Source organism: Streptomyces sp. MAI_2237 (assembly GCF_054189285.1).
In genome coordinates this window covers 585038-611336 of the sequence record NZ_JAJPGQ010000009.1, presented here as the reverse complement: position 1 = coordinate 611336, position 26299 = coordinate 585038, and the positions used below count along the sequence as shown (strand labels likewise).

At 71.9% G+C, this 26299-nt stretch carries 26 protein-coding genes; 12 read left to right on the top strand and 14 right to left on the bottom strand.

Going from position 1 to position 26299, the window contains the following annotated elements; translation table 11 throughout:
* Positions 1–48: 48 nt before the first annotated feature.
* The 4 genes from LN251_RS38185 to LN251_RS38170 all read right to left on the bottom strand — a co-directional run bounded on the left by LN251_RS38185 (position 49) and on the right by LN251_RS38170 (position 3850).
* A complete protein-coding gene (locus LN251_RS38185) occupies positions 49–1245 on the bottom strand; it encodes an MAB_1171c family putative transporter (RefSeq protein WP_458248744.1) in 1197 nt (398 codons plus the stop codon).
* A complete protein-coding gene (locus LN251_RS38180) occupies positions 1242–1793 on the bottom strand; it encodes a hypothetical protein (RefSeq protein WP_458248743.1) in 552 nt (183 codons plus the stop codon). Before LN251_RS38180 ends, LN251_RS38185 begins: the two co-directional genes overlap by 4 nt.
* A gap of 248 nt (positions 1794–2041) precedes the next feature.
* Positions 2042–2386, bottom strand: a complete 345-nt coding sequence (locus LN251_RS38175; RefSeq protein WP_458248742.1) for a MerR family transcriptional regulator — start codon at positions 2384–2386, stop codon at positions 2042–2044.
* A gap of 495 nt (positions 2387–2881) precedes the next feature.
* Positions 2882–3850 (bottom strand): GlxA family transcriptional regulator, encoded by a 969-nt coding sequence (locus LN251_RS38170; protein ID WP_458248741.1) that lies wholly within the window; start codon positions 3848–3850, stop codon positions 2882–2884.
* Positions 3851–3984: 134 nt separating this feature from the next.
* Between LN251_RS38170 and LN251_RS38165 the strand changes: the two genes are divergently transcribed.
* Both LN251_RS38165 and LN251_RS38160 read left to right on the top strand, forming a co-directional pair.
* Entirely contained in the window at positions 3985–4623 is a 639-nt protein-coding gene (locus LN251_RS38165) for an HD domain-containing protein (protein ID WP_458248740.1), read from the top strand.
* Positions 4624–4695: 72 nt separating this feature from the next.
* The gene (locus tag LN251_RS38160) at positions 4696–5616 is read left to right on the top strand and encodes an NADP-dependent oxidoreductase (RefSeq protein WP_458248739.1); all 921 of its coding nucleotides are present in this window, start codon (positions 4696–4698) and stop codon (positions 5614–5616) included.
* Between the two features lie 3 nt (positions 5617–5619).
* On the opposite strand, the gene LN251_RS38155 is transcribed toward LN251_RS38160, so the two are convergent.
* From LN251_RS38155 to LN251_RS38145, 3 genes are all read right to left on the bottom strand, one after another.
* Entirely contained in the window at positions 5620–5982 is a 363-nt protein-coding gene (locus LN251_RS38155) for an STAS domain-containing protein (RefSeq protein ID WP_458249511.1), read from the bottom strand.
* Positions 5983–6109: 127 nt separating this feature from the next.
* Positions 6110–7069, bottom strand: coding sequence for an anti-sigma factor RsbA family regulatory protein (locus tag LN251_RS38150; protein ID WP_458248738.1), 960 nt, complete (start codon positions 7067–7069; stop codon positions 6110–6112).
* Positions 7066–7845, bottom strand: coding sequence for an MEDS domain-containing protein (locus LN251_RS38145; RefSeq protein WP_458248737.1), 780 nt, complete (start codon positions 7843–7845; stop codon positions 7066–7068). Before LN251_RS38145 ends, LN251_RS38150 begins: the two co-directional genes overlap by 4 nt.
* Before the next feature lie 152 nt (positions 7846–7997).
* Between LN251_RS38145 and LN251_RS38140 the strand changes: the two genes are divergently transcribed.
* The 5 genes from LN251_RS38140 (at position 7998) to LN251_RS38120 (ending at position 14355) form a co-directional block, all read left to right on the top strand.
* Complete coding sequence (locus tag LN251_RS38140) at positions 7998–8450, top strand: MerR family transcriptional regulator (protein ID WP_458248736.1); 453 nt, start codon at positions 7998–8000, stop codon at positions 8448–8450.
* Positions 8451–8524: 74 nt separating this feature from the next.
* Positions 8525–9547: an NAD-dependent epimerase/dehydratase family protein gene (locus LN251_RS38135; RefSeq protein WP_458248735.1), complete on the top strand. Its 1023-nt coding sequence runs from the start codon at positions 8525–8527 to the stop codon at positions 9545–9547.
* Positions 9548–9649: 102 nt separating this feature from the next.
* On the top strand, positions 9650–11233 hold the full coding sequence (locus LN251_RS38130) for an FMN-binding glutamate synthase family protein (RefSeq protein WP_458248734.1): 1584 nt from the start codon (positions 9650–9652) through the stop codon (positions 11231–11233).
* Positions 11234–11248: 15 nt separating this feature from the next.
* Positions 11249–13012 (top strand): thiamine pyrophosphate-dependent enzyme, encoded by a 1764-nt coding sequence (locus tag LN251_RS38125; RefSeq protein WP_458248733.1) that lies wholly within the window; start codon positions 11249–11251, stop codon positions 13010–13012.
* A gap of 206 nt (positions 13013–13218) precedes the next feature.
* Positions 13219–14355, top strand: a complete 1137-nt coding sequence (locus LN251_RS38120) for an AI-2E family transporter (protein WP_458248732.1) — start codon at positions 13219–13221, stop codon at positions 14353–14355.
* A gap of 34 nt (positions 14356–14389) precedes the next feature.
* Here the strand turns inward: LN251_RS38120 and LN251_RS38115 are convergent, their stop codons facing one another.
* Both LN251_RS38115 and LN251_RS38110 read right to left on the bottom strand, forming a co-directional pair.
* Positions 14390–14590, bottom strand: coding sequence for a hypothetical protein (locus LN251_RS38115; RefSeq protein ID WP_458248731.1), 201 nt, complete (start codon positions 14588–14590; stop codon positions 14390–14392).
* Positions 14591–14636: 46 nt separating this feature from the next.
* Positions 14637–15032, bottom strand: a complete 396-nt coding sequence (locus tag LN251_RS38110; protein ID WP_458248730.1) for a DUF6233 domain-containing protein — start codon at positions 15030–15032, stop codon at positions 14637–14639.
* Between the two features lie 89 nt (positions 15033–15121).
* On the opposite strand from LN251_RS38110, the gene LN251_RS38105 reads away from it, so the two are divergent.
* The 5 genes from LN251_RS38105 to LN251_RS38085 all read left to right on the top strand — a co-directional run bounded on the left by LN251_RS38105 (position 15122) and on the right by LN251_RS38085 (position 22309).
* Complete coding sequence (locus tag LN251_RS38105) at positions 15122–16120, top strand: DNA polymerase Y family protein (RefSeq protein WP_458248729.1); 999 nt, start codon at positions 15122–15124, stop codon at positions 16118–16120.
* Positions 16121–16330: 210 nt separating this feature from the next.
* On the top strand, positions 16331–16708 hold the full coding sequence (locus LN251_RS38100; RefSeq protein ID WP_458248728.1) for a hypothetical protein: 378 nt from the start codon (positions 16331–16333) through the stop codon (positions 16706–16708).
* A gap of 174 nt (positions 16709–16882) precedes the next feature.
* Complete coding sequence (locus tag LN251_RS38095) at positions 16883–20746, top strand: nSTAND1 domain-containing NTPase (RefSeq protein ID WP_458248727.1); 3864 nt, start codon at positions 16883–16885, stop codon at positions 20744–20746.
* 156 nt (positions 20747–20902) lie between these two features.
* Entirely contained in the window at positions 20903–21760 is an 858-nt protein-coding gene (locus tag LN251_RS38090; RefSeq protein WP_458248726.1) for an NlpC/P60 family protein, read from the top strand.
* A 129-nt stretch (positions 21761–21889) separates the two neighbouring features.
* Positions 21890–22309, top strand: coding sequence for a hypothetical protein (locus LN251_RS38085; protein WP_458248725.1), 420 nt, complete (start codon positions 21890–21892; stop codon positions 22307–22309).
* Between the two features lie 21 nt (positions 22310–22330).
* Here the strand turns inward: LN251_RS38085 and LN251_RS38080 are convergent, their stop codons facing one another.
* The 5 genes from LN251_RS38080 to LN251_RS38060 are packed head-to-tail and all read right to left on the bottom strand — an operon-like array spanning position 22331 to position 26256.
* Positions 22331–22987, bottom strand: a complete 657-nt coding sequence (locus LN251_RS38080) for a CoA transferase subunit B (RefSeq protein ID WP_458248724.1) — start codon at positions 22985–22987, stop codon at positions 22331–22333.
* A complete protein-coding gene (locus LN251_RS38075) occupies positions 22987–23742 on the bottom strand; it encodes a CoA transferase subunit A (RefSeq protein ID WP_458248723.1) in 756 nt (251 codons plus the stop codon). Before LN251_RS38075 ends, LN251_RS38080 begins: the two co-directional genes overlap by 1 nt.
* A 14-nt stretch (positions 23743–23756) precedes the next feature.
* Positions 23757–24536, bottom strand: a complete 780-nt coding sequence (locus LN251_RS38070) for an SDR family NAD(P)-dependent oxidoreductase (RefSeq protein WP_458248722.1) — start codon at positions 24534–24536, stop codon at positions 23757–23759.
* On the bottom strand, positions 24533–25288 hold the full coding sequence (locus LN251_RS38065; protein WP_458248721.1) for an SDR family NAD(P)-dependent oxidoreductase: 756 nt from the start codon (positions 25286–25288) through the stop codon (positions 24533–24535). The genes LN251_RS38070 and LN251_RS38065 overlap by 4 nt, the downstream gene beginning before the upstream one ends.
* A complete protein-coding gene (locus LN251_RS38060) occupies positions 25285–26256 on the bottom strand; it encodes a fumarylacetoacetate hydrolase family protein (RefSeq protein ID WP_458248720.1) in 972 nt (323 codons plus the stop codon). Before LN251_RS38060 ends, LN251_RS38065 begins: the two co-directional genes overlap by 4 nt.
* Positions 26257–26299: the final 43 nt, after the last annotated feature.

The window sequence follows — 26299 nt, the reverse complement described above, 5'->3', positions numbered from 1 at the left end:
TCGGCGGCTCCGTTCCACCCGCTGTGGGGGTGTCTTCGTGCGGGCGGGTCACAGCGACCCGGCCCTGACCGGGCCCGCCGCGAGGGAGCGTGCCCGGCGTTCCGAGCGCTTCACGGCGTCGGCGATCTGGACGAGCGCCTTGGGGTCCCGCGGCAGCGGCAGCGGGGCCGTGTCGCCGAAGGGACCGGCGGACGGCTGAGCGCTTCGCCGTGCGGCCGCCCTGATCGTGACCGCCCACGCGGACGCCACGGCCCGCCCCTGTGCCCCGTCCTCCGGGCCGCCCGTCCCGGGCGTCTTCCGCAGTCGCTTCAACTCGGCGTCGTGGACCTGTTCGTAGAGCGCCTTGTCGAAGAACACCTCGATCTCGTGGAGGCCGTTGAGGATGGTGCTGCGCCGCCAGGTGCCCCACAGCAGTGGCGAGCGGGGCCGTTCGACGCGCAGGGCGCGGTCCTCGAGGACGGGGTCGAGCAGGGCGTCCAAGGGCGCGAGCCGCATGAAGTCGGCCCACGCCGACAGGTGGTGGCCCGCCATGGGCAGGAGGAATCCCGCGACCGTCAGCAGCGCGCCGAGGCCGGCGCACAGCGAGGACACCGACGTTCCCACGGTCACCCAGTCCTGGCCGGACCACCGTGCGGCGATGGCGGCCAGTTTGCTGATGCTGTATCCGGTGCTGAGCGCGGTGCCGCTGCCGATCGTCAGCAGGCTGGCTCGCAGCCAGGGCCGCCGGCGCACCTCCGGCTCGCGAGCCCAGCGCAGCGACCAGACGGCGCTGACGGTCGCGGCCGTGAGATGCGCGAGCAGGTACAGGACGATCATCTCGGCGACCCAGGGTGTGGTCGCGTAGTAGACGTCGAAGTCGGTCCGCCGCTCCTCGGCGGGATCGCCCACCGCGAAGAGGGCGGCGATCCCTATGAGGACGCCCGCGTAGCTGTAGATCCAGTTGCGGGCCGTCCGGCGGATGGACGGGCCGCCGCGCCAGCAGGCGATCAGGACCAGTGAGGACGCGCTGTAGGCGGTGATCGCGCCGTAGGTCAGCGGGGCGGCGAGGTTGGGTGTCCCGGTGACGCTGTTGATCAGAGCGACCGTGGGGGGTGCTCCGAGCAGGAAGCACATCGAGGCGAACCCCAGGACGGCGATGATGGCCCGCAGGGAGGGCTCGGACCAGTGGCGCCTGAGGTCGGGCAGCCGGAACAGCAGCGCGATCCAGAGCAGACCGCAACTCAGGTAGTTGATCGCCCCGCTCATCTGCGGTGCCTCTGATAGCCGAGGGAGTCGGCGATGCGACGGGCCGTGTCGCCGACGATCACGTCGCGGTCCATCAGCGAGCGCATCTGCTGGCCGATAAGAAGGCCGAACAGTTCCGCTTCCTTCTCGGGGTCCTCGTCGAAGCGGGAACGCGCGGCGGCGGGCCGGACCTCGTGCGGGTGCCCCGAGGCCAGGGCGGAACAGCCGTCCACCGCCGACTCCTCGGGCGGCAGGCTGTCCTTCTGCCGCATGTGCCACAACTCGTGGCCGAGGATCTGGGCCTGGTGCCAGACCTCGGCGTCCTGCTCGACGATCACGTCGTCCCGCTGCTTTCGCTCGACCCACATCCCCGTGGCGTGGAACGTGCGGGGGATGCGCACGCGGTGGACCTCCAGCGTGCGGTCGCCGCGCCACCGTCGGGCGGACTCCACCAAGGCCGCGAACAGCGCCTCGGGATCCACCGGATGCTGCTGTCCCGATGCGGCGTCCTGCTCGGCGAAGAGCTTCTCCCGGATGGGAGCGATGAGTTCTTCGGCGAACTGGTGCATGTCCCTGTCGCGACGCCGCAGGCGCCTCCACTGCCGGAAACCGGCGAGAGGATTCACCGCCTCACCGACCACGATGTCTCCCCGCCCCTCTTCGCGCGCAACGTCGTTGACGTTGACCTGACATTACCGGAGAAGGGCTCGGTAAGTCGGCCCGGAAGGAGAGAGCTTGTGAGTCTGCCAGGACCCGGACGTCACGGGTGAGGCCGCGTGGAAAGGGAGGGGCACAGGGGTCGGCGTTCGCCTGCGGGTCAGTTCGTGATCTCCGGCTGCGGTTCCCCGCTCCGGGCGCGCAGCTGTTCGTTGATGCGCTGGGCTTCCTCGAGCTGGTCCTCGAGGACGACTATGCGGCATGCGGCCTCTATGGGGGTGCCCTGGTCGACGAGTTCGCGGGCGCGGGCGGCGATGCGCAACTGGTAGCGGGAGTAGCGGCGGTGGCCGCCCTCGGAGCGCAGCGGGCTGATCAGGCGGTGCTCGCCGAGGGCGCGCAGGAAGGCGGGGGTGGTGCCGAGCATCTCGGCGGCCCGTCCCATGGTGTAGGCGGGGTAGTCGTCGTCATCCAACGGGGTGACGGGGTGGGTACTGCGAGGGGGCATAGACCTCTTCTTCCGGGGACGCGTCGGGGGGCCCGGGTGCCGTCCTGGCACCCGGGCCCCGAGCTTTCAACACCATCTACCGGCTTACTGCGCCGGCCTTCTTCGTCCGCGGCTGCCGCCGGTGCGGCGGGGCTGCGGGGATCGTTGATGCGTGACCGGGGATCACCTTCCAATCCGGGGCCTGCGATACCCGGACGGACACTGTCTTCGCCCGGGCGATCCTGATGGCGTGTCGCTCCTTTACCTTCGATTACTCGGCTGTACTGCTCGATACTGCGGTACTGCTCACGGACCCGAAGGTCCGAGTCCTGCTTGTCCTGCTTGCGGCACTCCGTGCCTGCCGCGTCTTCTTCGACTTCCTGCGTACACCACATACGGTAGCCCCGTGACGGATCAATGTCTACAGTCGTCGCGATAGATTTTGTCGGCTGCTGATTCGTGATCTTCTGCGTCCGCGGGCAGAGGGGCCGGCGAGGGCTCGTCGGCCCGGCGCCGCTATCCTCCGCGGCGTGCGGTGCTGAAGCGGCGCTGGTAGGCGGCGGGACTGATGGACAACTCGCGTGCGAAGACCCGACGCAGGCTCTCGTAGCCGGGAAACCCGGCAAGCAGCGCCGCCTGCGTAGCGGAATGCCCCTGGTCCAGCAGGGACTTGGCGATGTCGAACCGGATGGACTCGACGTAGCGGGCCGGCGTGGTGGACAGCTCCTCACGGAAGAGCCGTGTGAGGTGGCGGGGGCTGACGTTGAGGTGCGCGGCGAGCTCAGCGACGGAGTGGCCGGCGGTCGGATCGGCGGTCACCAGGTCCACGACGGTGCGCAGGGCGGGGGAGCGGGGCGGCGGGGTCTGCAGGGGCGCGGAGAACTGCGACTGGCCACCGGCGCGTTGAAGATAGACCACCAGGGCGCGGGCGACCTCCCGGCTCAGGTCGGGGCCGTGGTCCTCCTCGACGAGTGCCAGCGCCAGGTCGATGCCGGCGGTGACGCCCGCCGAGGTGTACGTGGTGCCGTCTCGCACGTAGATGGCGTCCGGCTCCACGCGGATCTCGGGGTGCCGGGCGGCGAGCCGGCCCGCGATCTTCCAGTGTGTCGTCGCACGCTTGCCGTCCAGGAGGCCGGTGGCGGCCAGGACGAACGCCCCGGAACAGATGGACGCCACGCGGCCGGATCGGACCGCCAGCCCTCTCGCCGCCTCGATCAGCCTGCGGGGGACGGGAGTTGTGGGATAGATGTTCCCGCCCGGCACCAGGAAGGTGTCGGGGTCCGGTTCGGTGGAGGGGCTGCCGTCGACGGCTGTCCGTACACCGATCGAGGAGACCACCTCCGTACCGGTGGTCGACAGCAAGCTGATCCGGTAGTCGGCGCCCAGCCGGTTCGCCTCCCCGAACACGTCCGCGGGGCCGGCGACGTCCAGCAGTTTGACTCCGTCGTAGACGAGGATCGCGATCCGATGCGGGTCCGCACTCACAGGCGTGTTCCTAGGGTGTCTGGATTCGAGGGGTTCATGTCCGGGGCGAGGTGGCGGTGAAGGCCGCCCGGTAGGCACCGTGGAGAGCGGGCGCAGCACCTGCTCCTGTTCGTCGTCCGGAGAGCGTGAACCTTATGACCGAGATTATCGCAGCCGTGGAAATACCAGATACCGAGGCAGTGGCGGAGGCCACCGCATTCCTGCGTGAAACGACCGGGCCACTGGTCTTCCATCACTCCCGGCGGGTTTTCCTCTTCGGATCGCTCCATGCGTGCGAGCTCGGCCTCCGCCCCGACCCGGAGCTGCTCTACATCTCGGCGATGTTCCACGACGTCGGCCTTTCGGCTCCGTTCTCCGATGTGCAGCAGCGCTTTGAGCTCGACGGCGCCGACCACGCCCGCAGGTTCCTTCTCGACCGCGGTTTCCCGGAGAGCGCCGCCGAGGCGGTGTGGACGGCGATCGCCCTGCACACGACGCCGGGAGTCCCCGGACGTATGGGTCCGGAGACGGCCGCCACGAACTACGGCGTCCTGACCGACGCGGTCGGCTGGAGTCTGGACCGGCTGGACGCCGGTCAGGTGGAGGAGATCGTCGCCGCCCATCCGCGCGGGAATTTCAAGGAGGAATTCCTGCAGGAATTCGTGCGAGGGCTGCGGTACCGTCCGGACACCACCTACGGGACCGTGAATTCCGATGTGCTGGAACATTTCGTTCCGGGATTTCGGCGTACGAGCATGGTCGAGCGTGTCGTCGACGCGCCCTGGCCGAGTTGATGTCGGGAGAGACGAAGTCCGTCTTCGGGCGGCACCCTCACCTGCATTTCGCCACCGGACAAAGGAGAAATCATGCGAGCGATCACCGCACCGAACCGCGACGCCGGCGTCGCCGGGCTGACTCTCACCGACCTGCCGTACCCCCATGCCGCCGAGAACGACGTCATCGTTCGGGTGCACGCCGCGGGATTCACCCGGGGCGAGCTCGACTGGCCCGCCACCTGGTCCGACCGTGCCGGCCGGGACCGCACCCCGAGCGTGCCCGGGCACGAGGTCTCCGGTGTGGTCGCACAGCTGGGCTTCGGGACGACGGGCCTCACCGTCGGCCAGCGGGTCTTCGGCCTGACCGACTGGGCCCGTGACGGCTCGCTTGCCGAGTACGTCGCCGTGGAGGCCCGCAATCTCGCCCCGCTGCCCGCGGACGTCGACCACACGGTGGCGGCCGCGCTGCCCATCTCCGGACTGACCGCCTGGCAGGGCCTGTTCGACCACGCGCGCCTCACGAGCGGCCAGACCGTCCTGATCCACGGAGCCGCGGGCGCCGTCGGTTCGATCGCGGTGCAACTGGCTCTGGAGGCCGGCGCCCACGTCATCGGCAGCGGCCGCTCCGCCGACCGGGACACCGTCCGCGCTCTGGGCGCGCAGACATTCCTCGACCTGGAGACCGACCGACTGGAGGACGCCGGGCAGGTCGACGTCGTGTTCGACGTGATCGGCGGTGACGTTCTCGACCGCTCGGCCGCCCTCGTACGCTCCGGGGGCACGCTCGTCACGATCGCGCAGCCGCCGACCGTCCGCCCCAAGGACGGGCGGGCGCTGTTCTTCGTCGTGGAACCCGACCGCGCCCGCCTCACGGACCTGGTGCAGCGGGTCAGGGACGGACGGCTGGACGTGCGGATCGGCGCGGCCCGCACGCTGACCGAGGCGGCTGCCGCCTTCGCTCCCGAGAAGCGCGTCTCCGGCCGGACGATCATCCGGGTCGCGGAGGAATGAGGGTCACATCGAGCTGGTGTCCAGCCGGGCGTCCACGGAGGGCTCGGTCATGGGTGATCCGAGAGCGGCGCTCACCGTCGCGGCGACGGGGAACATCGTGTCGAGACCGAGGACGTGCCACACCTGCTGGTAGTGGTCGCTGAGCTCGGCGATGCGCAGGGCTCCGTCGCGCTCCTCGAGGGCCCGGGTCACCCTCAGCAGCATGCTGATGCCCGAGGAGTCGAGGTACTGCACCTGTGAGGCGTCCAGGACGAGAGTGCGGCAGCCCAGCTCGATCAAGGACCTGCACTCTTCACCGATGTGGGAAGCGGTGTCGTAGTCGACTGCCTCGGGCAGTCGTGCGACTGTCGTTTTCCCTTGCCGCATCCGCACTGTGAGCATGGATTGCCTGCTCCTGTCTAGACCGTTCACGCCGTGCCGTCGTTCTTCCGCGTCCTTGAGCCCTTACCCGGATTTTGGGTTCTGTCGCATTTTTCTTTGCCCCGGCCCTCGTTCACGGCCGCTCGGGCAGCTCCGTGTGAAGGCGTATCGTCGTGCCCTCGGCGGGCGTGGAGCGGATCTCCACGAGGTCGCAGAGCTGGTGGATGAGCCACAAGCCGCGTCCGCCGACCTGTGTGGCGGTCGGCCTGATGCGTCCGGCCAGCGGATCGGCGATGTAGCCGGCGTCACGGAACTCGCACACGAGCCGGCCGTCCTCACTCCACAGGCGCAGCACGCCACGCCCGCCGCCGTGGCGGATGCTGTTCGCGGCCACCTCCGTGGCGGCCAGATGCAGCTCGCGCAGCCGCCGGTCGGCCAGGCCGTGCCGTTCGGCGCAGGCTGCGATCTTCTCCCGGAGCGCGGGCAGGTCACCGTTGCTGTAGACGAATTCGTCGTACGGATCGCAGGGATGGGTGAGAGCGGCGAAGGCGTACGGTGCCTGCGGATCGTAGTCCTCGCACGGCGACGTCCGGCCGTCCCTGCGCATCTCGGGGTGGCAGCGGGCCATCTCCCGCAGGGTGGCCCTGCTGTCGGCGACGTCGTAGGGGCACAGCAGCCACCAGGCCGGGCCCTGGGCGAAGGCCTTGTTGAGCAGCCACTCGTGGTAGCGCAGTTCCGCGGCCTCGGCCGGGCTGCGCACGGCCTCCCAGGGGGATTCACCGATGCCGCGGACGGGTCGCCCGTCCGACGCGTGTCCTTGGAGCCACTCCTGCCAGGCCGCGATGAGCCTGCCCGGATGATGCGCCACCTTGCTGGTGTCGACGTAGCGCACGGCCTCGTCCTCGCGGATCTCGGCACGCAGCAAGGACGCCTTGTCGTGCGGAACGGCCACGACGACGGCCTCGCCGCCGTCCAGGGCGTCCTGGATGAAGCTCGCGGTGCCCTCGACGAACTCCTCCCGGCCGGAGTACGGATACAGCTCGTGCCGGTAGCCCGCACCGGGTGCGGTGGGAAGGGGAGGGGAGGACGTCACGACGCGATCACCACCGGGATGTCGGGTACCGCGAATCCGGACAGCTCCCAGGCGAGCCGTACGGTCTCGTTGGTGCCTTCCAGGATGACCTTGCGTTGCGGAAGGTGCCTGGCGGCGTCGGCGAGCGCGCTCATCCCGGCGGCGTCGAAGAACTCCACCGCGTGGCACAGCAGACGGACCGTCGCCGTCTGGGCGAGGAGAGTGCACAGGACGGTGCTGAAGGCGGTGGCGCCTTCGCTGTCGATGATTCCGCTCACCGTCCACCCCTCCTTCCCCGTCCGGTACACCTGGAACGCCGGTGGCCCGGGACTGCTGCCCAGTCGATGGGGGTGTACGCACCGGATCTGCTGCAGGGTGAGGAGGTCGACGTCGCCGCTGTAGGCGCACACCACCATGGCCCCGGTGTCCGCGGCGAACTCCTCGAGATCGAGTTCGCTGCGCAACAGCTCCTTCGTACGTCCGGTGCGGCAACCGAGCGTGACATGGTGCAGCACGCGCAGTGAGCGAAAGCCCTCGCGGTCGGCGTTGGCGGCCTCGCGACGCACCGCGGCGAGGAGGGAGCCGTCCAGCCGGGCCGGATCGAGGACCAGAGAGCCGAACTCGCTGTCACGGTGGAGGGCCGGTCCCACGATCACCACTTTGTCGCCGTGGAGTGCCCCGTCCGCCACGAAGGCCCGGCTGCGGTCGACGACGTCGTCGGTGCGCTGGAGCATCTGGCAGACGTGGTCACCGGCGTCGACCTCGTCCAGGGTCGCCAGGGTGCGCGACGCTCTCAAAGCTTCTCCCCTCGCTTGCCCGTCAACCTTAGAGGACCGGCACGTGGCCGCGGCCGTCGGCGTGGCGGCGCGTGACCGGCTGACCTCGATGGTTGCGTTCGGGACGCGGTGCGGCTTGACCTCAAGCGCTTGAAGTGTCGGAGGCTTGCCGCATGGCAGCGATCGAAGAGCACGCCGCGGGGCTGACCATCCAGGAGATGGCACGCCGGTCGGGCTTCAGCGAACCCACGCTCCGCTACTACGAGAGGATCGGCCTGCTCGGAGTGGTCGCCCGCGAGGACTCCAGCGGTCACCGCCGGTACGGGCCGGCGACCGTGGAGCGCGTCCTGGCGCTGTCCTGTCTGCGGTCGTCGGGCATGACCGTCACCGGGATGCGCCACTACCTGGACCTGCGCGCCCGTGGAGACACCGCCGCGGCCGAGCAGCACGAACTGTTCGCTGCGCACGCCGACAGGCTGGCCGCCGAGATCGACCGGCTGCGCCTCCGCCTCGCCTATCTGCGCGGCAAGGCGGACCTGTGGGACGCCCGGGCCCGCGGGGACGCGGACGCCGAGAAGCGGGCCGTCGACGACGTCACCGACGTCATGGACCGATTCACCGACTGAAGGACCGCACCTTGAGCACAGACAATGTCACCGCATCCTCCGCATCCTCCGCATCCCCCGCAGCCGTTGGGACGGTGCTCGTCACGGGAGGCACCGGTTTCGTCGGCGGTCATTCCGTCGCCAGGCTGCTCGCCGAGGGACACCGGGTCCGGGTGACGGTCCGCGAGCCCGGACAGCAGGCCCAGGTCCTGGCCGCGCTGCGGCGGGCCGAGGTCGACCCGGCCGGCCGGCTGGAGTTCGCCGTCGCCGAACTGGGCGCCGACCGCGGCTGGGCGCAGGCCATGGACGGGGTCGGCCACGTGCTGCACCACGCGTCCCCCTTCCCCGTCACTCCGCCCGAGACGGAGGACGAACTCGTCCGTCCGGCCCGCGACGGCACGCTGCGCGTCCTCGCCGCGGCCCGGGCCGCCGGCATCCCGCGGGTGGTGATGACGTCGTCCTACGCCGCCGTCGGATACACGCCGAAACCCGGCGACCACTACTCCGAGACCGACTGGACCGACCCGGACACCCCGGGTCTGCCCGCGTATCACAAGTCCAAGGTGCTGGCCGAGCAAGCCGCCTGGGACCACGTGCGCGCCCAGGGCGGCATCGAGCTGACGGTCGTCAACCCCACCGGTATCTTCGGCCCGCAACTCGGCGACCGGCCGTCGGGCTCCCTCGGACTGATCAGAGACATGCTGACCGGGCGGATGCCGGTGGTGCCGGTCATGTACTTCGGCGTCGTCGACGTGCGGGACGTCGTGGACCTGCACCTGCGCGCCATGCTGCACCCGAAGGCGGCGGGCGAACGCTTCATCGCCGTCGGCGGGCCGGCTGTCAGCCTCCTCGGCATGGCGCGGATCCTGCGCGAGCACTTCCCTGCCGCGGCCGGACTGCTGCCCTCCGCGGAAATGACCGTCGAGCAGGTACGGGAGGCCGCCGAGACCGAACCGGCCCTGCGGGACGCCGCTGCTCTGGGCGGCCGGATTCCAGTCATCAGCAACGACAAGGCGCGTGCGGTGCTGGGCTGGCAACCCCGGGACGTCGTCGAGACGATCGTGGCGAGTGCCGACAGCCAGATCCGACGGGGACTGGAGCTGCCGGACGCCGGCTGAGCCCCCGGGCGGGACGTGCGTGCCCTGCCCCGTGCCGCGGACTTGCCGGTTTCTTGACGAACTCGCGGGACTGGCGGGCCGATCCAGGGCAATGAGCGAGGGGTGATACGCAAGGCAATCGTCGTTCTGTTCCTGGTGGGCGGCATCGGGGCCGCCGTCGCCGCGGCCGTCCTCTCGCCCTGGTGGTGCCTGGCCGCCGTACCCCTGTGTCTGCTGGGGCTCGTCGGCGCGGCCGACCTGCTGCAGCGGGAGCACTCCGTGCTGCGCAACTACCCGGTCCTCGGGCATGCCCGCTTCCTCATGGAGCGCATCCGCCCCGAGCTCCAGCAGTACTTCATCGAGCGCAACTACGACGGGCGGCCCTTCGACCGGGACGTGCGCAGCATCGTCTACGAGCGGGCGAAGGGCACCGAGGCCGAACAGCCCTACGGCACCGAACGCGACGTCTACCAGCCCGGTTACGAGTTCCTGGTGCCGTCGATGGCCCCCTGCCCGGTGCCCGAGACACCGCCGCGGGTGCGGATCGGCGGCCCGGACTGCGCGCGCCCGTACGACATGGCGCTGCTGAACGTGTCGGCGATGAGCTTCGGCTCGCTCTCGGCCAACGCCGTCCTCGCCCTCAACGGCGGTGCCGCAGCAGGGGGTTTCGCCCACGACACCGGAGAGGGCGGGCTGTCGGAGTACCACCTGCGGCCGGGCGGGGACCTGGTGTGGGAGATCGGCACCGGCTACTTCGGCTGCCGTACTCCCGACGGCGGCTTCGATCCCGCCGAGTTCGCCGACAAGGCGGCCCACGACCAGGTCAAGTGCGTGTCCCTGAAGCTGTCGCAGGGGGCCAAGCCGGGCATCGGCGGGGTGCTGCCGGGCGCGAAGGTCAACGCCGAGATAGCGAAGGTGCGGGACGTGCCCGAGGGGAAGACGGTGATCTCACCGCCGTACCACCGGGTGTTCTCCACCCCGCGCGAACTCGTCCGGTTCATCGCCCGGATGCGGGAGCTGTCCGGCGGCAAGCCGACCGGGTTCAAGCTGTGCGTCGGCTCGCGCCGTCAGTTCCTCGCCGTGTGCAAGGCCATGCTGGCCGAGGGGACCACGCCCGACTTCATCATCGTGGACGGCGGCGAGGGCGGTACCGGAGCCGCGCCCCTGGAGTTCGCCGACCATGTGGGCACGCCCCTGACCGAGGGGCTGCTCACGGTGCACAACGCCCTTGTCGGCACCGGGCTGCGCGACCGCATCCGGATCGGCGCGAGCGGCAAGATCGCCACCGGTACGGATCTGGTCAAACGTCTGGTGCAGGGCGCCGACTACGGCAACGCGGCACGGGCGATGATGTTCGCCGTCGGCTGCATCCAGGCCCAGCGCTGCCACACCAACACCTGTCCCACCGGCGTGACGACACAGGACCCCCGGCGGGCCCGCGCCCTCGACGTGCGCGACAAGACGCCGCGCGTCCAGCGGTTCCAGGAAGCAACCGTGGCGAGCGCCCTGCAGATCATGGCGTCCATGGGCGTGACCGATCCCGCCGACCTGCGCCCGCACATGCTGCGCCGGCGCATCGACCCCTACACCGAACGCTCCTACGAGGAGCTGTACGAGTGGCTGGAGCCGGGGCAGTTGCTCGCCGGGTCCCCGCAGTCCTGGGCGGCCGACTGGAAGGCCGCCGACCCTGACCACTTCACCGTCTGACCTGGAGGAACCATCGTGGCCCGTACCGTCGCCCGCGTGATCGTGGACGCACTGAGCGAACTCGGCGTGCGCCAGGTGTTCGGCGTCGTGGGAGACGCGCTCAACCCCCTGACGGACGCCGTGCGCACCACCGAGGGCCTGGAGTGGGTGGGCTGCCGGCACGAGGAGGCCGCCGCGTTCGCCGCGAGCGCCCAGTCGCAGCTCTCGGGCACCCTCGGAGTCTGCATGGGCACCGTCGGACCCGGCTCCGTCCACCTGCTCAACGGGCTCTACGACGCGGCCAAGAGCCACACCCCCGTCCTGGCGATCGCCGGACAGGTGCCGCTGGCCGAACTCGGCACCGACTACTTCCAGGAAGTCGACAACGACGCCCTCTTCAGCGACGTCGCCGTCTTCCGCGCCACCATCACCTCGGCCGACCAGATGCCGCAGATGCTGGAGACGGCCGTCCGCCATGCCCTGGGCCGCAAGGGCGTCGCCGTCCTGACCGTCCCCGGCGACCTCGGCGAACGCGAACTGAGCACCGACCGCCCCGCCCGGTTCGCGCTCGACGCGCCGCTCAGCCGCCCGGAGGAGCCCGCGGTGCGGCGCGCCGCCGAGCTCCTGGACCGCTCCGAACGGGTCACCCTGCTCGTCGGACGGGGCGCCCACGGCGCCCGCGAGGACGTCCTCGCCCTGGCCGACCGGCTGGCGGCGCCCATGGTCCTCACCCTCAAGGCCAAGGAGGGCTTCGAAGGCGACGCCAATCCGTTCCAGGTCGGCCAGACGGGTCTCATCGGCAACCCGGCCGCCGCGTCCGCCCTGCAGGAGGCGGACACGCTGCTGCTCCTGGGCACCGACTTCCCCTACCGGGACTGGTATCCGGAGGGCAAGACCGTCATCCAGGTGGACACGGAGGCCGCCCACATCGGGCGGCGGGTGCCCGTCGAGGCCGGGCTCGTCGGCGACACCGGCGCCACCGTCCGCGACCTCCTCACCCACCTCACGGCCGCCCCCGCCGGGTCGGACGGCGCGCGGGACCGCACGCACCTGGACAAGGCCCGGGAGCGGTTCGAGCAGTGGCGCGAGGGGCAGGCCCGGCTGGCCGACCCCGCACACGACAAGGGGCTGCTCGGCCGTGTGCGCTCGTCGCTCGACAACCGCGCCCACGACATCCGCCCCGAGGCGCTGGCGGCCGCGGTGGACCGGCTCGCCGCCGACGACGCCGTCTTCACCTCCGACACGGGCATGGCCACGGTGTGGCTCTCGCGCTTCGTGGAGATGCGCGGAGAGCGGCGCCTCATCGGCTCCTACAACCTCGGCTCCATGGCCAACGCCATGCCGCAGGCGCTCGGCGCACAGTGTCTCGACCGGGAGCGGCAGGTCGTGGCCTTCTGCGGGGACGGCGGCCTGAGCATGCTCCTGGGCGACCTCATGACGCTGAAGACGCAGCGGCTCCCCGTGAAGCTCGTCGTCTTCGACAACCGCCGTCTGGGCATGGTCAAGCTGGAGCAGGAGCAGGCCGGGCTCCCGGAGTTCGGCACCGTCCTGGACAACCCCGACTTCGCCGCCGTGGCCACGGCCCTGGGCATCACCGGCATCCGGGTCACCGACCCGGGCGACCTGGACAAGGCGGTGCGTCGGGCCTTCGACACCCCCGGTCCGGTGCTGCTGGACGTCCTCACCAACCCCGACGAGATCGCCGTACCGGCCAAGCCGACCGTCGAACAGGGCTGGGGATTCGCGGTGGCCAAGGTGAAGGAGATCGTCCGCAGCCACGGGGACGACGACGCGCGCTGAACCGGGCTCGATGGTGCGTTCGAGGCTGTCCGGGGCTGTCCGGGGGTGGTCCGATTTAGAAATTGGCGTCTGTGGGGACACGTAGCTGGGTGGTCTCGATGACGTGAGGCGGTGACCTGCCGGTGAGCGACGTGCCGCGTCGGCCGCCCCGACGTCCGGGTGCGGGCCCAGGAGCCGGCCGCGGGGCGAGTCGTGGCCCGCGGCGGATGCGCTACGTCGTGCTCGGCAGCCGGCCCGCGCGTGGCGTCGGGACGGTGGACCGGGCCCGCAGGGCCGCGACGGAAGAGCGGCGCCCCGGCGGCGGCGTTGCCGTGCATCACGGGCTGAAGGTGGGCGCCGCGTACGCGTGGCGGTTGCTGGTGTGCGGGGCGGCCGTGTACGCGGGCTTCGTGATCCTCGGGCGTCTGCAACTGGTCGCCGTGGCGCTGTTCCTCGCGCTCGTGGTGACCTCCGTCCTGCGCCCGCTCGCCGACCTTCTGGCGCGCCGGCTGCCCCGAGCCCTGGCGGTCGTGATCAGCGTCGTGGGCAGCCTGATGGCGGTCCTCGGCCTGCTGGCGCTGATCGGTGAGCTCGTGGCGAGCGAGTGGAACCGGCTCGGCCGGGAGTTCAGCGGGGGTATCGGGCGCATCGAACGGTGGCTGCAGGGGCCGCCCTTCCACGTGAGCCCCACGGTGATGTCGGACCTTCAGGGCAAGGTGAACACCTTCGTCTCCGAGCACCGCTCCGCACTGATCAGCAGCGCCGTGAGCGGCGCCGGACGGCTCGTGGAGGTGCTGACCGCAGGCGTGCTCGCGCTGTTCTGCTCGCTGTTCTTCATCCATTCCGGCGACCGCTTCTGGAGCTTTTTCCAGGAGTGGCTGCCGCATCCGGCCCGGGACCCGTGGAGCCGTGCGGGCCGTGTGGCGTGGCGGACCTTCGCCGGGTACACGCGGGGCATCTTCATCGTGGCGGCGACCAACGCGGTACTGGTCGGCGTCGCCCTGTTCGTGCTGCGGGTGCCGCTGGCGCTGCCGCTGACGCTGCTGGAGTTCTTCGCCGCGTTCATCCCGCTGGTGGGGTCGCCCATCGCGTTGGGCGTGGCCACGGTGGTCGCCCTCGCCTCGCGCGGTCCGGTCATCGCGATCGTGGTCCTCGCGCTGATCGTCATCGTCGGCCAGATCGAAGGCCATGTCCTGCATCCGCTGGTGATGAGCTGGGCGGTCCGGCTGCACCCGGTGGTCGTGGCCCTCTCGGTCATCGCCGGCGGCGTCCTGGCCGGCGTGGTCGGAGCGGTGGTGGCGGTGCCGATGGTCTCGGTGGCCTGGGCGGTGCTCGGCGAACTACGCGGCCGGCCGGTTCCATGAGGGAGAGCTGCGCCGTCGCCGCACCGCGCGCCGGTCAGGGTCTGGTGCTGGTGTAGCGCACGCCGGGACCCCACTTCTCCTGGGCCGACGCCATGCACCACTGGCACAGCGGGCTGCCGCCGGAGCCGTACTTGTGGGTCTTGCGCTGGCAGGCGGCGCACGGGCCGACCTTGTCGCCGGGGCAGATGAGCGCGGACGGATCGGGCTCACTGACCGGAGGCGGGGGAGTCGTCATGGGGAGAAGTCCTGTTCTGGGCGATTGGTTTCATATCGCCCAAGAGTCAGGATATCGGGCGATATCGTGCATCGATCGAACGCTGGCCGGTCCTCCGCCGGGATAAGTCCACGACGTCGAGCTGGACGTCGGGCCGGCAGTGGATGCAGGCCGTGAGGCCCGTGGCGAGTAGGCGGCGGGCCTCGTCGCGGCCGACGGGCCGGCGCCGCGAGCCGGCCATGTGGCAGTCGCCGGCGTGGACCTGGACGGGGCGGCGGCCGGTGCCGATGCCGAGTTCGACGATCCACTCCGGCGGCCGCGGCCGGGTGCGCCGGCCGTGTTCGGCCTCGGCCTGCCGCACTCGCAGCGCCTCGATCTTCGCGTCGATCCTGGCCAGCCACAGGGCGTGCCAGACGCGCAGGGTGTGCAGGCGGTCCAGGTCGGGCGGCAGGTCATCGAACACGTTTTTGATTCTATGCTCATGATCCCCGTCGCGCGCCCTCGCGTGTTCGATTTAATGTTCGATAACGTGGGGTGCGGGAGGTGAGGGTCATGACGAGGGCACATGAGGTGTCGACGGTGATGCACGTGCGTTGCCCGGACGGGCTGGGGGAGGAGGGCTACCGGCAGGTCCTTGAGCAGCTGGCCGAGCTCTCACCGGTGGTGCGGGCGCTCCCGCCCGGCGCGGCGCTGGTGGAGCTGAAAGGTGCCCTGCGCTACCACGGCGCGGACGCGCGCCGCCTGGGGGAAGTGCTGCGCGTGCGCACCCTCTCCCGCCTCGGCGTCGACATCAGGGTCGGCATCGGGCCCACGATCACCGTCGCCGCCACCGCCTCCGCCCGGACGCCCCGGCCTGGCGGCGTCCTCGCCGTCGACCCCGACCAGGTCGCCTCCTGGCTGGACCCGCTGCCCGTCGAGGCCCTGCACGGCATCGGCCCCCGCCAGGCCGACGTGCTGCACGACTACGGCATCCACAGCGTGGGCCTGCTCGCCGCCGTCGAGCCCGCCACCGTGCAGCGTCTGCTGGGCGGGAAGGCCGGCCGCACGGCGTCCGACCGGGCCCGCGGCATCGACCCCCGGCCCGTCGTCCCGCGCGAGCTGCCCACCACGGCGGCCGTGAGCCGCGCCTTCGACCGCCATGTCCTGGACGGCGCCGACGTCCGCGCCGCCCTGCTGGAACTGGTGGTGCGCCTCGGCCTGCTGCTGCGCCGCCGCGACCAGGCCGCCCGCGCCGTGACCCTCACCCTGCGCTTCGCCGGCGGCAGCCGCTGGGAGAAGACCCGCCGCCTCGCGGAGCCGTCCGCCCACGACGACGACCTGCGCGTGCTCGCCTACCGGCTGATGGACGCCGCCGGTCTGCAGCGCGGACGGCTGACCGGGCTCGCGCTCAGGGGCGAGGACCTCGTCGACGCCGGCGAGGTCGCCCGGCAGATCACCCTCGACGACGCCCGTGAAGCCCGCCTGGTGGCCGAGGAGGTCGTCGACCGGGTGCGGGAGAAGTACGGGCCCGACGTCATCGGCCCGGCCGCGGTCTTCCGCCACGCCTCCTGACCGCTCCGTCGCGCCGGTGGTGCGGTGGCCCGGTCCGGGCTCGCCGGTTGACCGCCGATCCGGGGAACCCCAGCTCAGGCTCGGTTTCCCGGCGGCTCCCGGGACGGGCAACAGGAAACCCGTCGACCGCGCCGGCGCCCCGGGACAGGCTGATCCCCGTCAGCTCGATGCACGGCCTGCGACGACGCAGGAGACCCACCAGGGGGAAACATGCGCAAGATGTTGAGTGCCGCCGCCGCGTTCGCGACCGTGGCCACGGCGGTAGTGGCGATGGGCGGTGCCGCCCAGGCCGCGCCCGCCGGCGACTCCACGGTGTACGGGTGCAGGTCCGGCAACGTGTGTATCTGGGCCGAGGGCGTCGAACCCTTCGACGACCCGCACCCGACGGTCCAGTTCAGCAGCTACGGCTACCACAACCTGAGCAACCAGTACGGGGAGCACGCGGTCCTCAACAACCAGTACGGAGGCGCCACCGCCAGCCTCTGCCACAACTACGGCGGCACCAACTGCTACGAGACCCTCTTCCAGGACGACTGGGCTTACGAGAACCTCACGCCGGTCAACTCCATCACCCTCAACCGGCCGTAGCGCACCCAGCGTCCTTCGCCACGGGGGAGCGACCGCCGGGACCGGCCCCACACCGGTCCCGGCGGTGCCGTTTTCGCCACTCCGGGTGAAAGGCTTGGTTCCGTGTCCGACCCCCGCAGTAACCTGGGCATCCGCCGTCTCACGACCGGGCAGGCCAGTGCCTAGGGGGACGCCTTGGGGGACCAGGAACACGTACACGCGGGCGTCGACCGGACCGACCAGCCGGAGAACCCCGCACAGGCCACGCCGTCGTTTCCCGCGCAGCTGAGACGGTTGCGCAGGGAGCGCGGTCTGTCGCTGGCGGACCTCGCGCGCCAGACCCATTACAGCAAGGGCTATCTCAGCAAGATCGAGACCGGCGTCAAGCGGGCGACCCGCGACGTCGCCCGCCAGTGCGACCACATCCTGCGCGCCGAGGGCGAGTTGCTCCGGCTGGTGCGGGACGGCGTCCCGGTGGAGCGCGGCGGCGGGCCGGCCGCCGACACCGGTGCGCCCGACTGCCCGTACCGGGGCCTGGCGGCGTTCACCCCGCAGGACGCGGCCCGCTTCTTCGGCCGGGAGCGTGCCACGGCCGCACTCGTCGAACGGGTCTTCCAACGCGTCGGCAGTGGGCCGCTGTTGCTCGTCGCCCCGTCCGGCGCCGGCAAGTCCTCCCTGCTGAACGCCGGTCTCGTCCCGGCACTGCGGCGCCCCGGCGGCTTCCCCATGCCCGGTGCCGACCGCTGGCCCGTCATCGCCCTCACCCCCACCGCCCACCCTGTCGACGAGCTCCTAGAACGGGCCACGAAGGTCCTCGGCAGCGATCTCGACCTCACCTCGGCGCGGGTGGCCGACCACCCCGAGGCCCTTCTGGAAGCCGTCCGCGCCCGCTCCCACGACCCTGCGCCCGACTCTGACGGCCGCCGACCGCCACCGGTGCGGCCCGTGCTGCTCGTCGACCAGTTCGAGGAACTGTTCACCCTCTGCTCCGACGAGGACGAGAGACGGACCTTCGTCCGGGTTCTGCGCGCGGTGTCCACCTGCCCCGACCCGGCGGTGGTCGTGCTCGGTGTCCGCGCCGACTTCTCCGGGCACTGCCTCGAACTCCCCGAGCTGGCACCGCTGTTCACCGACGGATTGTTCGTACTGCTCCCCATGTCCGTCGCGGAGCTGCGCGAGTCCATCACCCGCCCCGCCGAACTCGCCGGGATCACCCTGGAACCCGGCCTCGTCCCGCTCCTCCTGCGCGACGCTGGCCTGCGCGACGAACCGGCCGGCGCGAGCGCCGCCGCCGCCCCCCAAGGCACCCCGTCCGGTGCGCTGCCCCTCATCTCGCACGCCCTTCTCGCCACCTGGCAGCAGCGCGAGGGCACCAGCCTCACGGTGGCCGGCTACGAACGCACCGGCGGCATCCAGGGCGCCGTCGCCCGCACCGCCGAGACCGTGTTCGCCCGCCTGTACCCGGCCGAACAGAAGTCCATCCGGCGCATCCTGTCCCGCCTCGTCCACGTGTCCGACGACGGAACCGTCGCGACCCGGCGCCGCGCCGGCCGCCACGTCCTCATGGAACAACTCGGCGACGCGGACGCCGCCACGGCCGCCCTCGACGCCTTCGTCCGGGCCCGGTTGATCACCGTGGACCGGGACACCGTCGAGATCACCCACGAGGCCCTGCTGCACGCCTGGCCCCGGCTGCGCGACTGGATCCACGCCGACCGGGCCGGCCTGCTCGTCCACCAGCAACTCGCCCACGCCGCCGCCGAATGGGAGCGGGAGCACCGCGACCCCTCCGCCCTCTACCGCGGCACCCGCCTCGACACCGTCCGCTCCTGGGCGGACGAACTCGACACCCGCAGCCGTCTCGGCCCGGGCGAAGAGGCCTTCCTGCTGGCCAGCCAGGCAGAGGAGGACACCCGCAGGCTGCTGGCCAGGCGTCAGACACGCCTGAAACAAGCCCTGTCGGTCGTTCTGGCCGTACTGCTCGGGCTCGCCGTGACCGCGGGCGGCCTCGCCTACCAGCAGCGCTCCGCCGCCCTCGGCCAGGAGCGCGTCGCCCGCTCCCAGGCCCTCGCCGTGCAGTCGACCTCCCTGGCCGGCGGCCAGCCCGAGGCGTCCATGCTGCTCGCCGAGGAGGCCTACCGCGCCGACCGCACCCCAGAGGCACGCGGGGCGCTGCTGAGCACCCAGGCCCAGGCGTTCTCGGCCCGCCTCCTCGGCCACCACGGACCCGTCAACGCGCTCGCCTTCGCCCCGGACGGCGAACTGCTCGCCACGGCCGGGGCGTACGGCACCGTACAACTGCGCCGTAGCGCCGACCACCGGACCGTCGCCACCTTCACCGTCCCCGGACGGGTCCGCTCGGTCGCCTTCAGCCCCGACGGGCGCACGCTCGCGGCGACATCGACGGACGGGCCGGTACGGATCTGGGACACCGCCCGCCACCGGCTGCGGACCCTGCTGTCCGCGGCCACCGGCGGGGCCCGGTCGCTCGCCTTCGACCCCCGGGGCCGTACCCTCGCCGTCGCGGCCCGCGACGGATCGGTGCAGTTGTGGGCCACCGGCGGCGACCACCCCACCGTCAGACGCCTCGTCGGCCACACCGGACGCGTCAACTCGCTCGCCTACGCCCCGAACGGGCGGACGCTGGCCTCAGGCGGCTCCGACGGGACCGTACGGCTCTGGGGCACCGACCGCGCCCGCCCCCTGGCCGTACTCAAGGGGCACACCGACGAAGTGCTCGGGGTGGCGTTCGCCCCGGACGGGCGGAGCGTGGCCTCCGGAGGCGGTGACCGGACCGTGCGGCTGTGGGACGTGGCCACGCACCGGACCACGGCGACGCTCACCGGACACAGCGACGACGTCAACGCGGTCGCCTACACACCGGACGGCACCACGGTCGTCAGCGCGGGCGGCGACGGCACCACCCGCCTGTGGGACGTGCGCACCGGCCGCCCGGCGGCGATCCTCGCCGGGCACACCGACTACGTGATGTCCGTCGCCGTGAACTCCAGCGGGACGACGCTCGCCACCGGAGGGTTCGACCAGTCCGTGGTGCTGTGGGACCTGCGCGGCCCGGTGCTGACGGCGCGTCCCTTCACCGAGGTCTCGCAGGCCGCGTACAGCCCCGACGGAAGACTCCTGGCCACCGCCGACGCGGACCACACCGTACGGCTGTGGGACGTGGCCCGGCACCGGATCGTGAAGACCTTCACGGGCCACCGCGAGAGCGTGTTCTCGGTGGCGTTCGCGCCGGACGGCCGCACCCTGGCGTCGGCGGGCTCGGACGGCACGGTCCGGCTGTGGGACATCCCCTCGCACCGCGCGCTCGCCACCCTCACCGGCCACACCGGGAACGTCTTCTCGGTGGCGTTCGCGCCGGACGGCCGCACCCTCGCGTCCGCGGGCGCCGACCGCACGGTCCGCCTGTGGGACGTCGGGACCCACCGTCGACTCGCCGTTCTGCACGGGCACACGGACTTCGCCAACGATGTCGCGTTCAGCCCGGACGGCCGCACTCTGGCCAGCGCGGGCGACGATCTGACGGTACGGCTGTGGGACACGGCCGGCCACCGCCTGCTCGCCACCCTCGCCGGCCACACCGGCGCCGTCCGGGGCGTCGCCTTCAGCCCCGACGGGACGACCCTCGCGAGCAGCGGCAACGACGGCACGGTCCGCCTGTGGGACGTCCGCCACCGCCGTCTCGAGGCCTCCCTGACCGGTCACGCGGGCTCGGTCCGCGGTATCGCCTTCTCACCGGACGGCCGACTCCTCGCAAGCAGCGGCAGCGACCGTACGGTTCGGCTCTGGGACGTGCCCGGACGACGGCCCTGGGCCACGCTCACCGGGCACACGAACGCGGTGTGGGGCGTCGCGTTCGCCCCGGACGGGCGGACGGTGGCCAGCAGCAGCACCGACGGGACCGTACGACTGTGGGACCTGGACCTCGGCGCCCGGCTCGCGCGGATCTGCCGGCTGCGCCTGGCGATCGGACCGGAGGAACGCAAGGCGCTGATGCCGGGACTGCCCGTCCCCCTCGACCCCGCGTGCGCGCGACCCTGACCGCGGCGGGGCCGGACACCGCTGGTCGCAGAGGGTTTCCCAAGGGTTTCCCGTTGCCTTTCGGGGTGGGGTGACGCCGGGTCCTCGACCGGCCGGTGCCCGGTCGGCAGGCTGATCCACGACCATTCACGCATCACGGAAAACGGGGGTCCCGGCATGCTCCGGCGGACCGGAATCATCGGCACACTCATCGGGTTACTTACTCTTCTCCTCTGGGCGCCCGCGGCAGTCGCCGCGCCCGCCGCGCCCGCCGCGGCGGCGAGCGGCTGCGGCGTCCTCGCCTCCGGCGGCTCCGCGGCCGCCGAGCGCGCCATCGCCGCCGCCTGCGCCCAGGTCGACGCGGGCACCTGGTACACCTGGGGCGGCGGCCACGGCGCCCAGCCCGGCGCCACCTACGGCCAGGTCGACCCCACCGACCCGGCCAGCGCACACGACCCCGAGCGACTCGGCTTCGACTGCTCGGGCCTGGTCCGGTACGCCTACGCGCAGGCCGCCGGCTCCGACATCCTCAACGGCGACGCGAGTCAGCAGTACTACACGGTGCGCGCCGCCACCCGCTTCACCGCCGACCAGGGCACGGCCCCGTTGCTTCCCGGCGATCTGCTGGCCTACGGGACGACGGCGGACCTGCATCACATCGCGATCTACCTGGGCGCGGGAAAGATGGTCGAGGCGAAGCAGTCCGGTACGCATCTGATGGTCAGTGACGTCCGCCTGGGCGGCGACTACTTCGGTGCCGTCCGCGTCGACACCGGCGCGGTCACCGGGCATGTCTTCAAGACCTGGGGCACCGGCGTCTGGACGAAGAAGGCGCCCTCCGTCGGCGCCGGCCGCGTCTACGCCTTCCCCGGCCCCACCACCATCCGCGTGGAGTGCCAGAAGCACGCGGAGGTCGTCACCTCCGACGGCTACACCAACGACGCCTGGGCCTACCTGCCCGACTACAAGGCATGGATGACGAACATCTACATCCAGGGCCCGGCCTGGCTGGACGGCGTGCCCACCTGCGCCTGACCCGACTTCGGCCCCACCGCACAGGGGCTCCTCCCACGCGCTGCATCCGTCGGCGCATTGGAGGAGCCCTCCCTCATAGGGGCAGGAGCCCGCCGCCCTCATAGGGGCCTGAGGTGCGATCCTGCCCGGATGAACCACTTCGGCGACGCGCACCTGCGCGTGTGGACCCTGCGCATCACGGCCCTCCTCGCGGCGGGCGTTCAGGACCAGCTCGCCTGGCTGGGGAAACGGGAATGGGACACGGGATCCGTGGTGGAAGAGGTGGAACTCCTCTGCCGCGTCTCCGAGGGGCTCACGGAGCGCGGATTCTTCGAACCCGGACATCAGCGCCATCTCCAGGCCCTCGGCCGCAGCCTCGCCGAGATCGGCACCACCCGGCGCGCCGGCCTCTGGAGCGAGGCTCTGCTCACCGACCCCGCGTGGTCCGAGATACGCACGCACGCCCGCCAGTTCCTCCTCGCGACGCTGGGCGACTGGCACCAGCCGCTGCCACGCGCTTCCGAACCGCGCACGGAGCACCACCGACCGCCCGGGTGCGGCGGCTGCTGAGGCGACATCGCCAGAGGTCAATCAACAGGCAGCCGTTGCACGGATGTTGGACGCTCGCAGAGGCGCGTCGGTGTGCGCGATGACGTCCTCCACCGTGACGCCCGGAGCGGTCTCGGCCAGGCTCAGGCCGTCGGGGGTGACGTCGAGGACGGCGAGGTCGGTGATGATCCGGTGCACGCACCGTTCTCCGGTGAGGGGCAGGGTGCACTCCTGGAGGATCTTGGGGCTGCCGTCCTTGGCGATGTGGTCCATGAGGACGATGACGCGGCGGGCGCCGTGGACGAGGTCCATGGCGCCGCCCATGCCCTTGACCGTCTTGCCGGGGATCATCCAGTTGGCGAGGTCTCCGCCGGCCGAGACCTGCATGGCGCCCAGCACGGCGGTGTCGATGTGGCCGCCGCGGATCATGGCGAAGGACAGGGCGGAGTCGAAGAAGGCGGCGCCGGGCCGCACGGTGACGGTCTCCTTGCCCGCGTTGATGAGGTCGGGGTCGACGTCGTTTTCGGTGGGGTAGGGGCCGGTGCCGAGGACGCCGTTCTCGGAGTGCAGGGTGACGTGCACGCCGGACGGGAGGTGGCCGGGGATCAGGGTGGGCAGGCCGATGCCGAGATTGACGTAGGAGCCGTCGGTGAGTTCGGCGGCGGCGCGGGCGGCCGTCTGGTCGCGGGTCCAGGCCATCAGGAACGTACCGTCCTCTTCTCGATCTGCTTGTCGGTGGCCTGAGCGGCCGTCAGTTCCACCACGCGCTGCACGAACACGCCGGGCAGGTGGACGTCGTCGGGGCGCAGGTCGCCCGGTTCGACCAGTTCCTCGACCTCGGCGATGGTGATGCGGCCGGCCATGGCGGCGAGCGGGTTGAAGTTCGCGGCGGCCTTGCGGAAGCGGAGGTTGCCGTGGCGGTCGCCGCGCCAGGCCCGTACGAGGGCGAAGTCGGTGGTGATGCCGTGTTCCATCACGTGCGGGCGGCCCGCGAAGTCGCGGGTCTCCTTGGGCGGGGAGGCCACGGCGACGGAGCCGTCCGGGGCGTGGCGCCAGGGCAGGCCGCCCCGCGCGACCTGAGTGCCGACGCCGGCCGGGGTGTAGAAGGCGGGGATGCCGGCGCCCCCCGCGCGCAGGCGTTCGGCGAGGGTGCCCTGCGGCACCAGTTCGACCTCCAGCTCGCCGGAGAGGTACTGGCGGGCGAACTCCTTGTTCTCGCCGACGTAGGAGCCGGTGACGCGGGCGATGCGGCCCGCGGCGAGCAGCACGCCGAGCCCCCGGCCGTCGACGCCGCAGTTGTTGGAGACGACCCGCAGACCGCTCGCGCCCTGGTCGTGCAGGGCGCGGACGAGGGTCTCGGGCACGCCGCTGAGGCCGAAGCCGCCGACGGCCAGCGAGGCGCCGTCGGGGATGTCGGCGACCGCCTCGGCGGCGCTCGCGCGGACCTTGTTCATGCGAGGGAGTCCTTTCAGGGGGTCGCGCCGGGCAGGACGGCGGACCAGCCGCCGTCGACGACGAGGTTGGCGCCCGTGATGTACGCGGCTTCGCCGGAGGCGAGGAACACGGCGGCGCTCACGACCTCGTCGGGGAGTCCGACGCGGCCGAGCGGGATGTGCCGGGCGATGTCACGCATCGGGTGGTCGTCGGCGAGGAGGTCGCCGCGGGTGCCGTCGGTGTCGATCATTCCGGGGCTGACGCAGTTCGCGCGGATGCCGTGCGGGGCCCCTTCGGCGGCGAGTTGGCGGGTCAGGGCGATGACCGCGCCCTTGGAAGCGGAGTGTGCCGTGCGCCGGTTGGTGAGGGAGCCGGTGAGGCCCGCGGTGGAGCCGACGGTGAGGACGCAGCCGCGGCTGCGGACCAGGTGCGGCCAGGCGGCCCGCACGGTCAGCCACACCGAGTCGAGCTCGGCGCGCATCGTGAACGCGAAGTCCTCGTAGGGCTGGTGGGCGATGGCCCCGAAGCGGACGGCACCGGCGTTGGCGTAAACGATGTCGATGCCGCCGAACGCGTCCACGGCCGCCTCGGTCCAGGCGCGCACGGAGTGCTCGTCGGTGACGTCGAGCGGGCCGGGGGTGAGAGCGGTGCCGCCCTCTCGGGCGATGAGCCGCTGGGTCTCCAGGGCCTGTTCGTGCAGCAGGTCGCCGCCCACGACGAGCGCGCCCTCGGCCGCGAAGCGCAGCGCCGCGGCCCGGCCCTGGCCCCGCGCCGTCCCGGAGATCAGGGCCACCTTGCCGTCGAGCCGCTTCACCGACCGCCCTCCCTCAGCAGCGCGTCCGAGATGGACTTCACGCCGCCGTGCGCCGTCAGGCCGCCGTCGACGGGGATCTCGGCGCCGGTGATGAAGGAGGACTCGTCCGACAGCAGGAAGACGACCAGCGGGGTGATCTCGTCCACGGTGCCGGTGCGGCCCAGCGGGGTCTCGCGGATGTTCGCCTCGCGGAAGGCGGGGGCGGCGGAGGCGGTCATCTCGGTGTCGATGTAGCCGGGGTGGACGGTGTTGACGCGGATGCCGCGCGGGCCGAGTTCCAGGGCCGCCGTCTTCGACAGGCCTCTGAGGGCCCACTTGCTGGTGGTGTAGGCGACCGGGTAGTGGGCGGTGAGGGCGGCCGAGGAGCCGACGTTGACGATGCAGGAGCCGGGCGGCATGAGCGGGGCGAGGCGCTGGATGCCGAGCAGCGGTCCGGTGACGTTGACGGCGTGCACGCGGTCGAGGTCCTCGGGCCGTACGTCGCCGAGCCGGGCCCGCCAAGTGATGCCGGCGTTGTTGACCAGGCCGTGGACCTGCCCGTACGCCACCTCCAGCTCGGCGGCGAGATCCGTCCAGTCCTTGTCGCTGGTGACGTCGAGACGACGGCAGCCGTCGGCGGGTTCGACGTCGGTGGCGATGACGCGGGCGCCCTCCCGGACCAGGGCTTCGGCCTCGGCGGCGCCCTGGCCGCGGGCGGCGCCGGTGACCACGACGACCTTGCCGAGGAGCCTCTTGGGATGCAGGTCGCTCACGGCCGCTCCCGGGAACGGCGCCGGCCGGCGGGCAGGGGGACGGGGGCGGCGCCGGGGACGACGGTGTTGGTGAGGGTGCCGATGCCGTCGACCGTGAGGGTGACGGTGTCGCCGGGCTTGAGCGGCGGCGGGCTCTGTTCGCCGCGCCGGCCCCACAGTTCGGCGAGGCAGCCGCCGTTGCCGCAGGTGCCGGAGCCCAGGACGTCGCCGGGCAGCACCCGGGTGCCGCGGGAGGCGTAGGCGACCATCTCTTCGAAGGTCCAGCTCATGTTGGACAGCAGGTCACGGCCGACGATCTCGCCGTTGACCTCGGCGGTGAGCGCGAGCCGCAGGAAGCCGTCTTCGTCGCGGTGCTCGTCCAGTTCGTCGGCGGTGACGAGCCAGGGGCCGAGGGTGGTGGCGGTGTCCTTGCCCTTGCAGGGGCCGAGGCCCACCTGCATCTCGGCGGACTGCAGGTCGCGGGCGGACCAGTCGTTGAAGACGGTGTAGCCGACGATGTGGTCGCGAGCCTCCTCAGGGGTGAGGTCGCGGCCCTCGCGGCCGATGACGGCGGCGACTTCGAGCTCGAAGTCCAGGACGGTGCAGCCGGGCGGCATCGGGATGGCGTCGCCGGTCGCGTGGACGGCGTGCGGGTTGGTGAAGTAGAAGGTGGGGGCCGCGTACCACTGCTCGGGCACTCCGGCGGCCCGGTCGACGGACCGCCGTACGCCTTCGACGTGTTCCTCGAAGGTGACGAAGTCCCTTACAGAGGTGGGCTGGAGCGGTGGCAGCAGGCGTACCCGGGAGATGTGCGGGCCGGGTGGTACGTCGAGGGTGGCGGCGCCGAGGTCGAGCAGTGCGGGCAGGCCGTCTCCGGCGGCGAGGGCCTCGGTGAGGGAGCGGACGCCGGGCACCGGGTACAGCACTCCGTCGTCGTCGACGACCGCGAGGCGGCGCTGGTCGTGGTGTGCGTAGGCGGCGAAGCGCATGAGCGGGCTCCTGGCTGTGGGCTGGGCCCGGGGGCACGGCGGG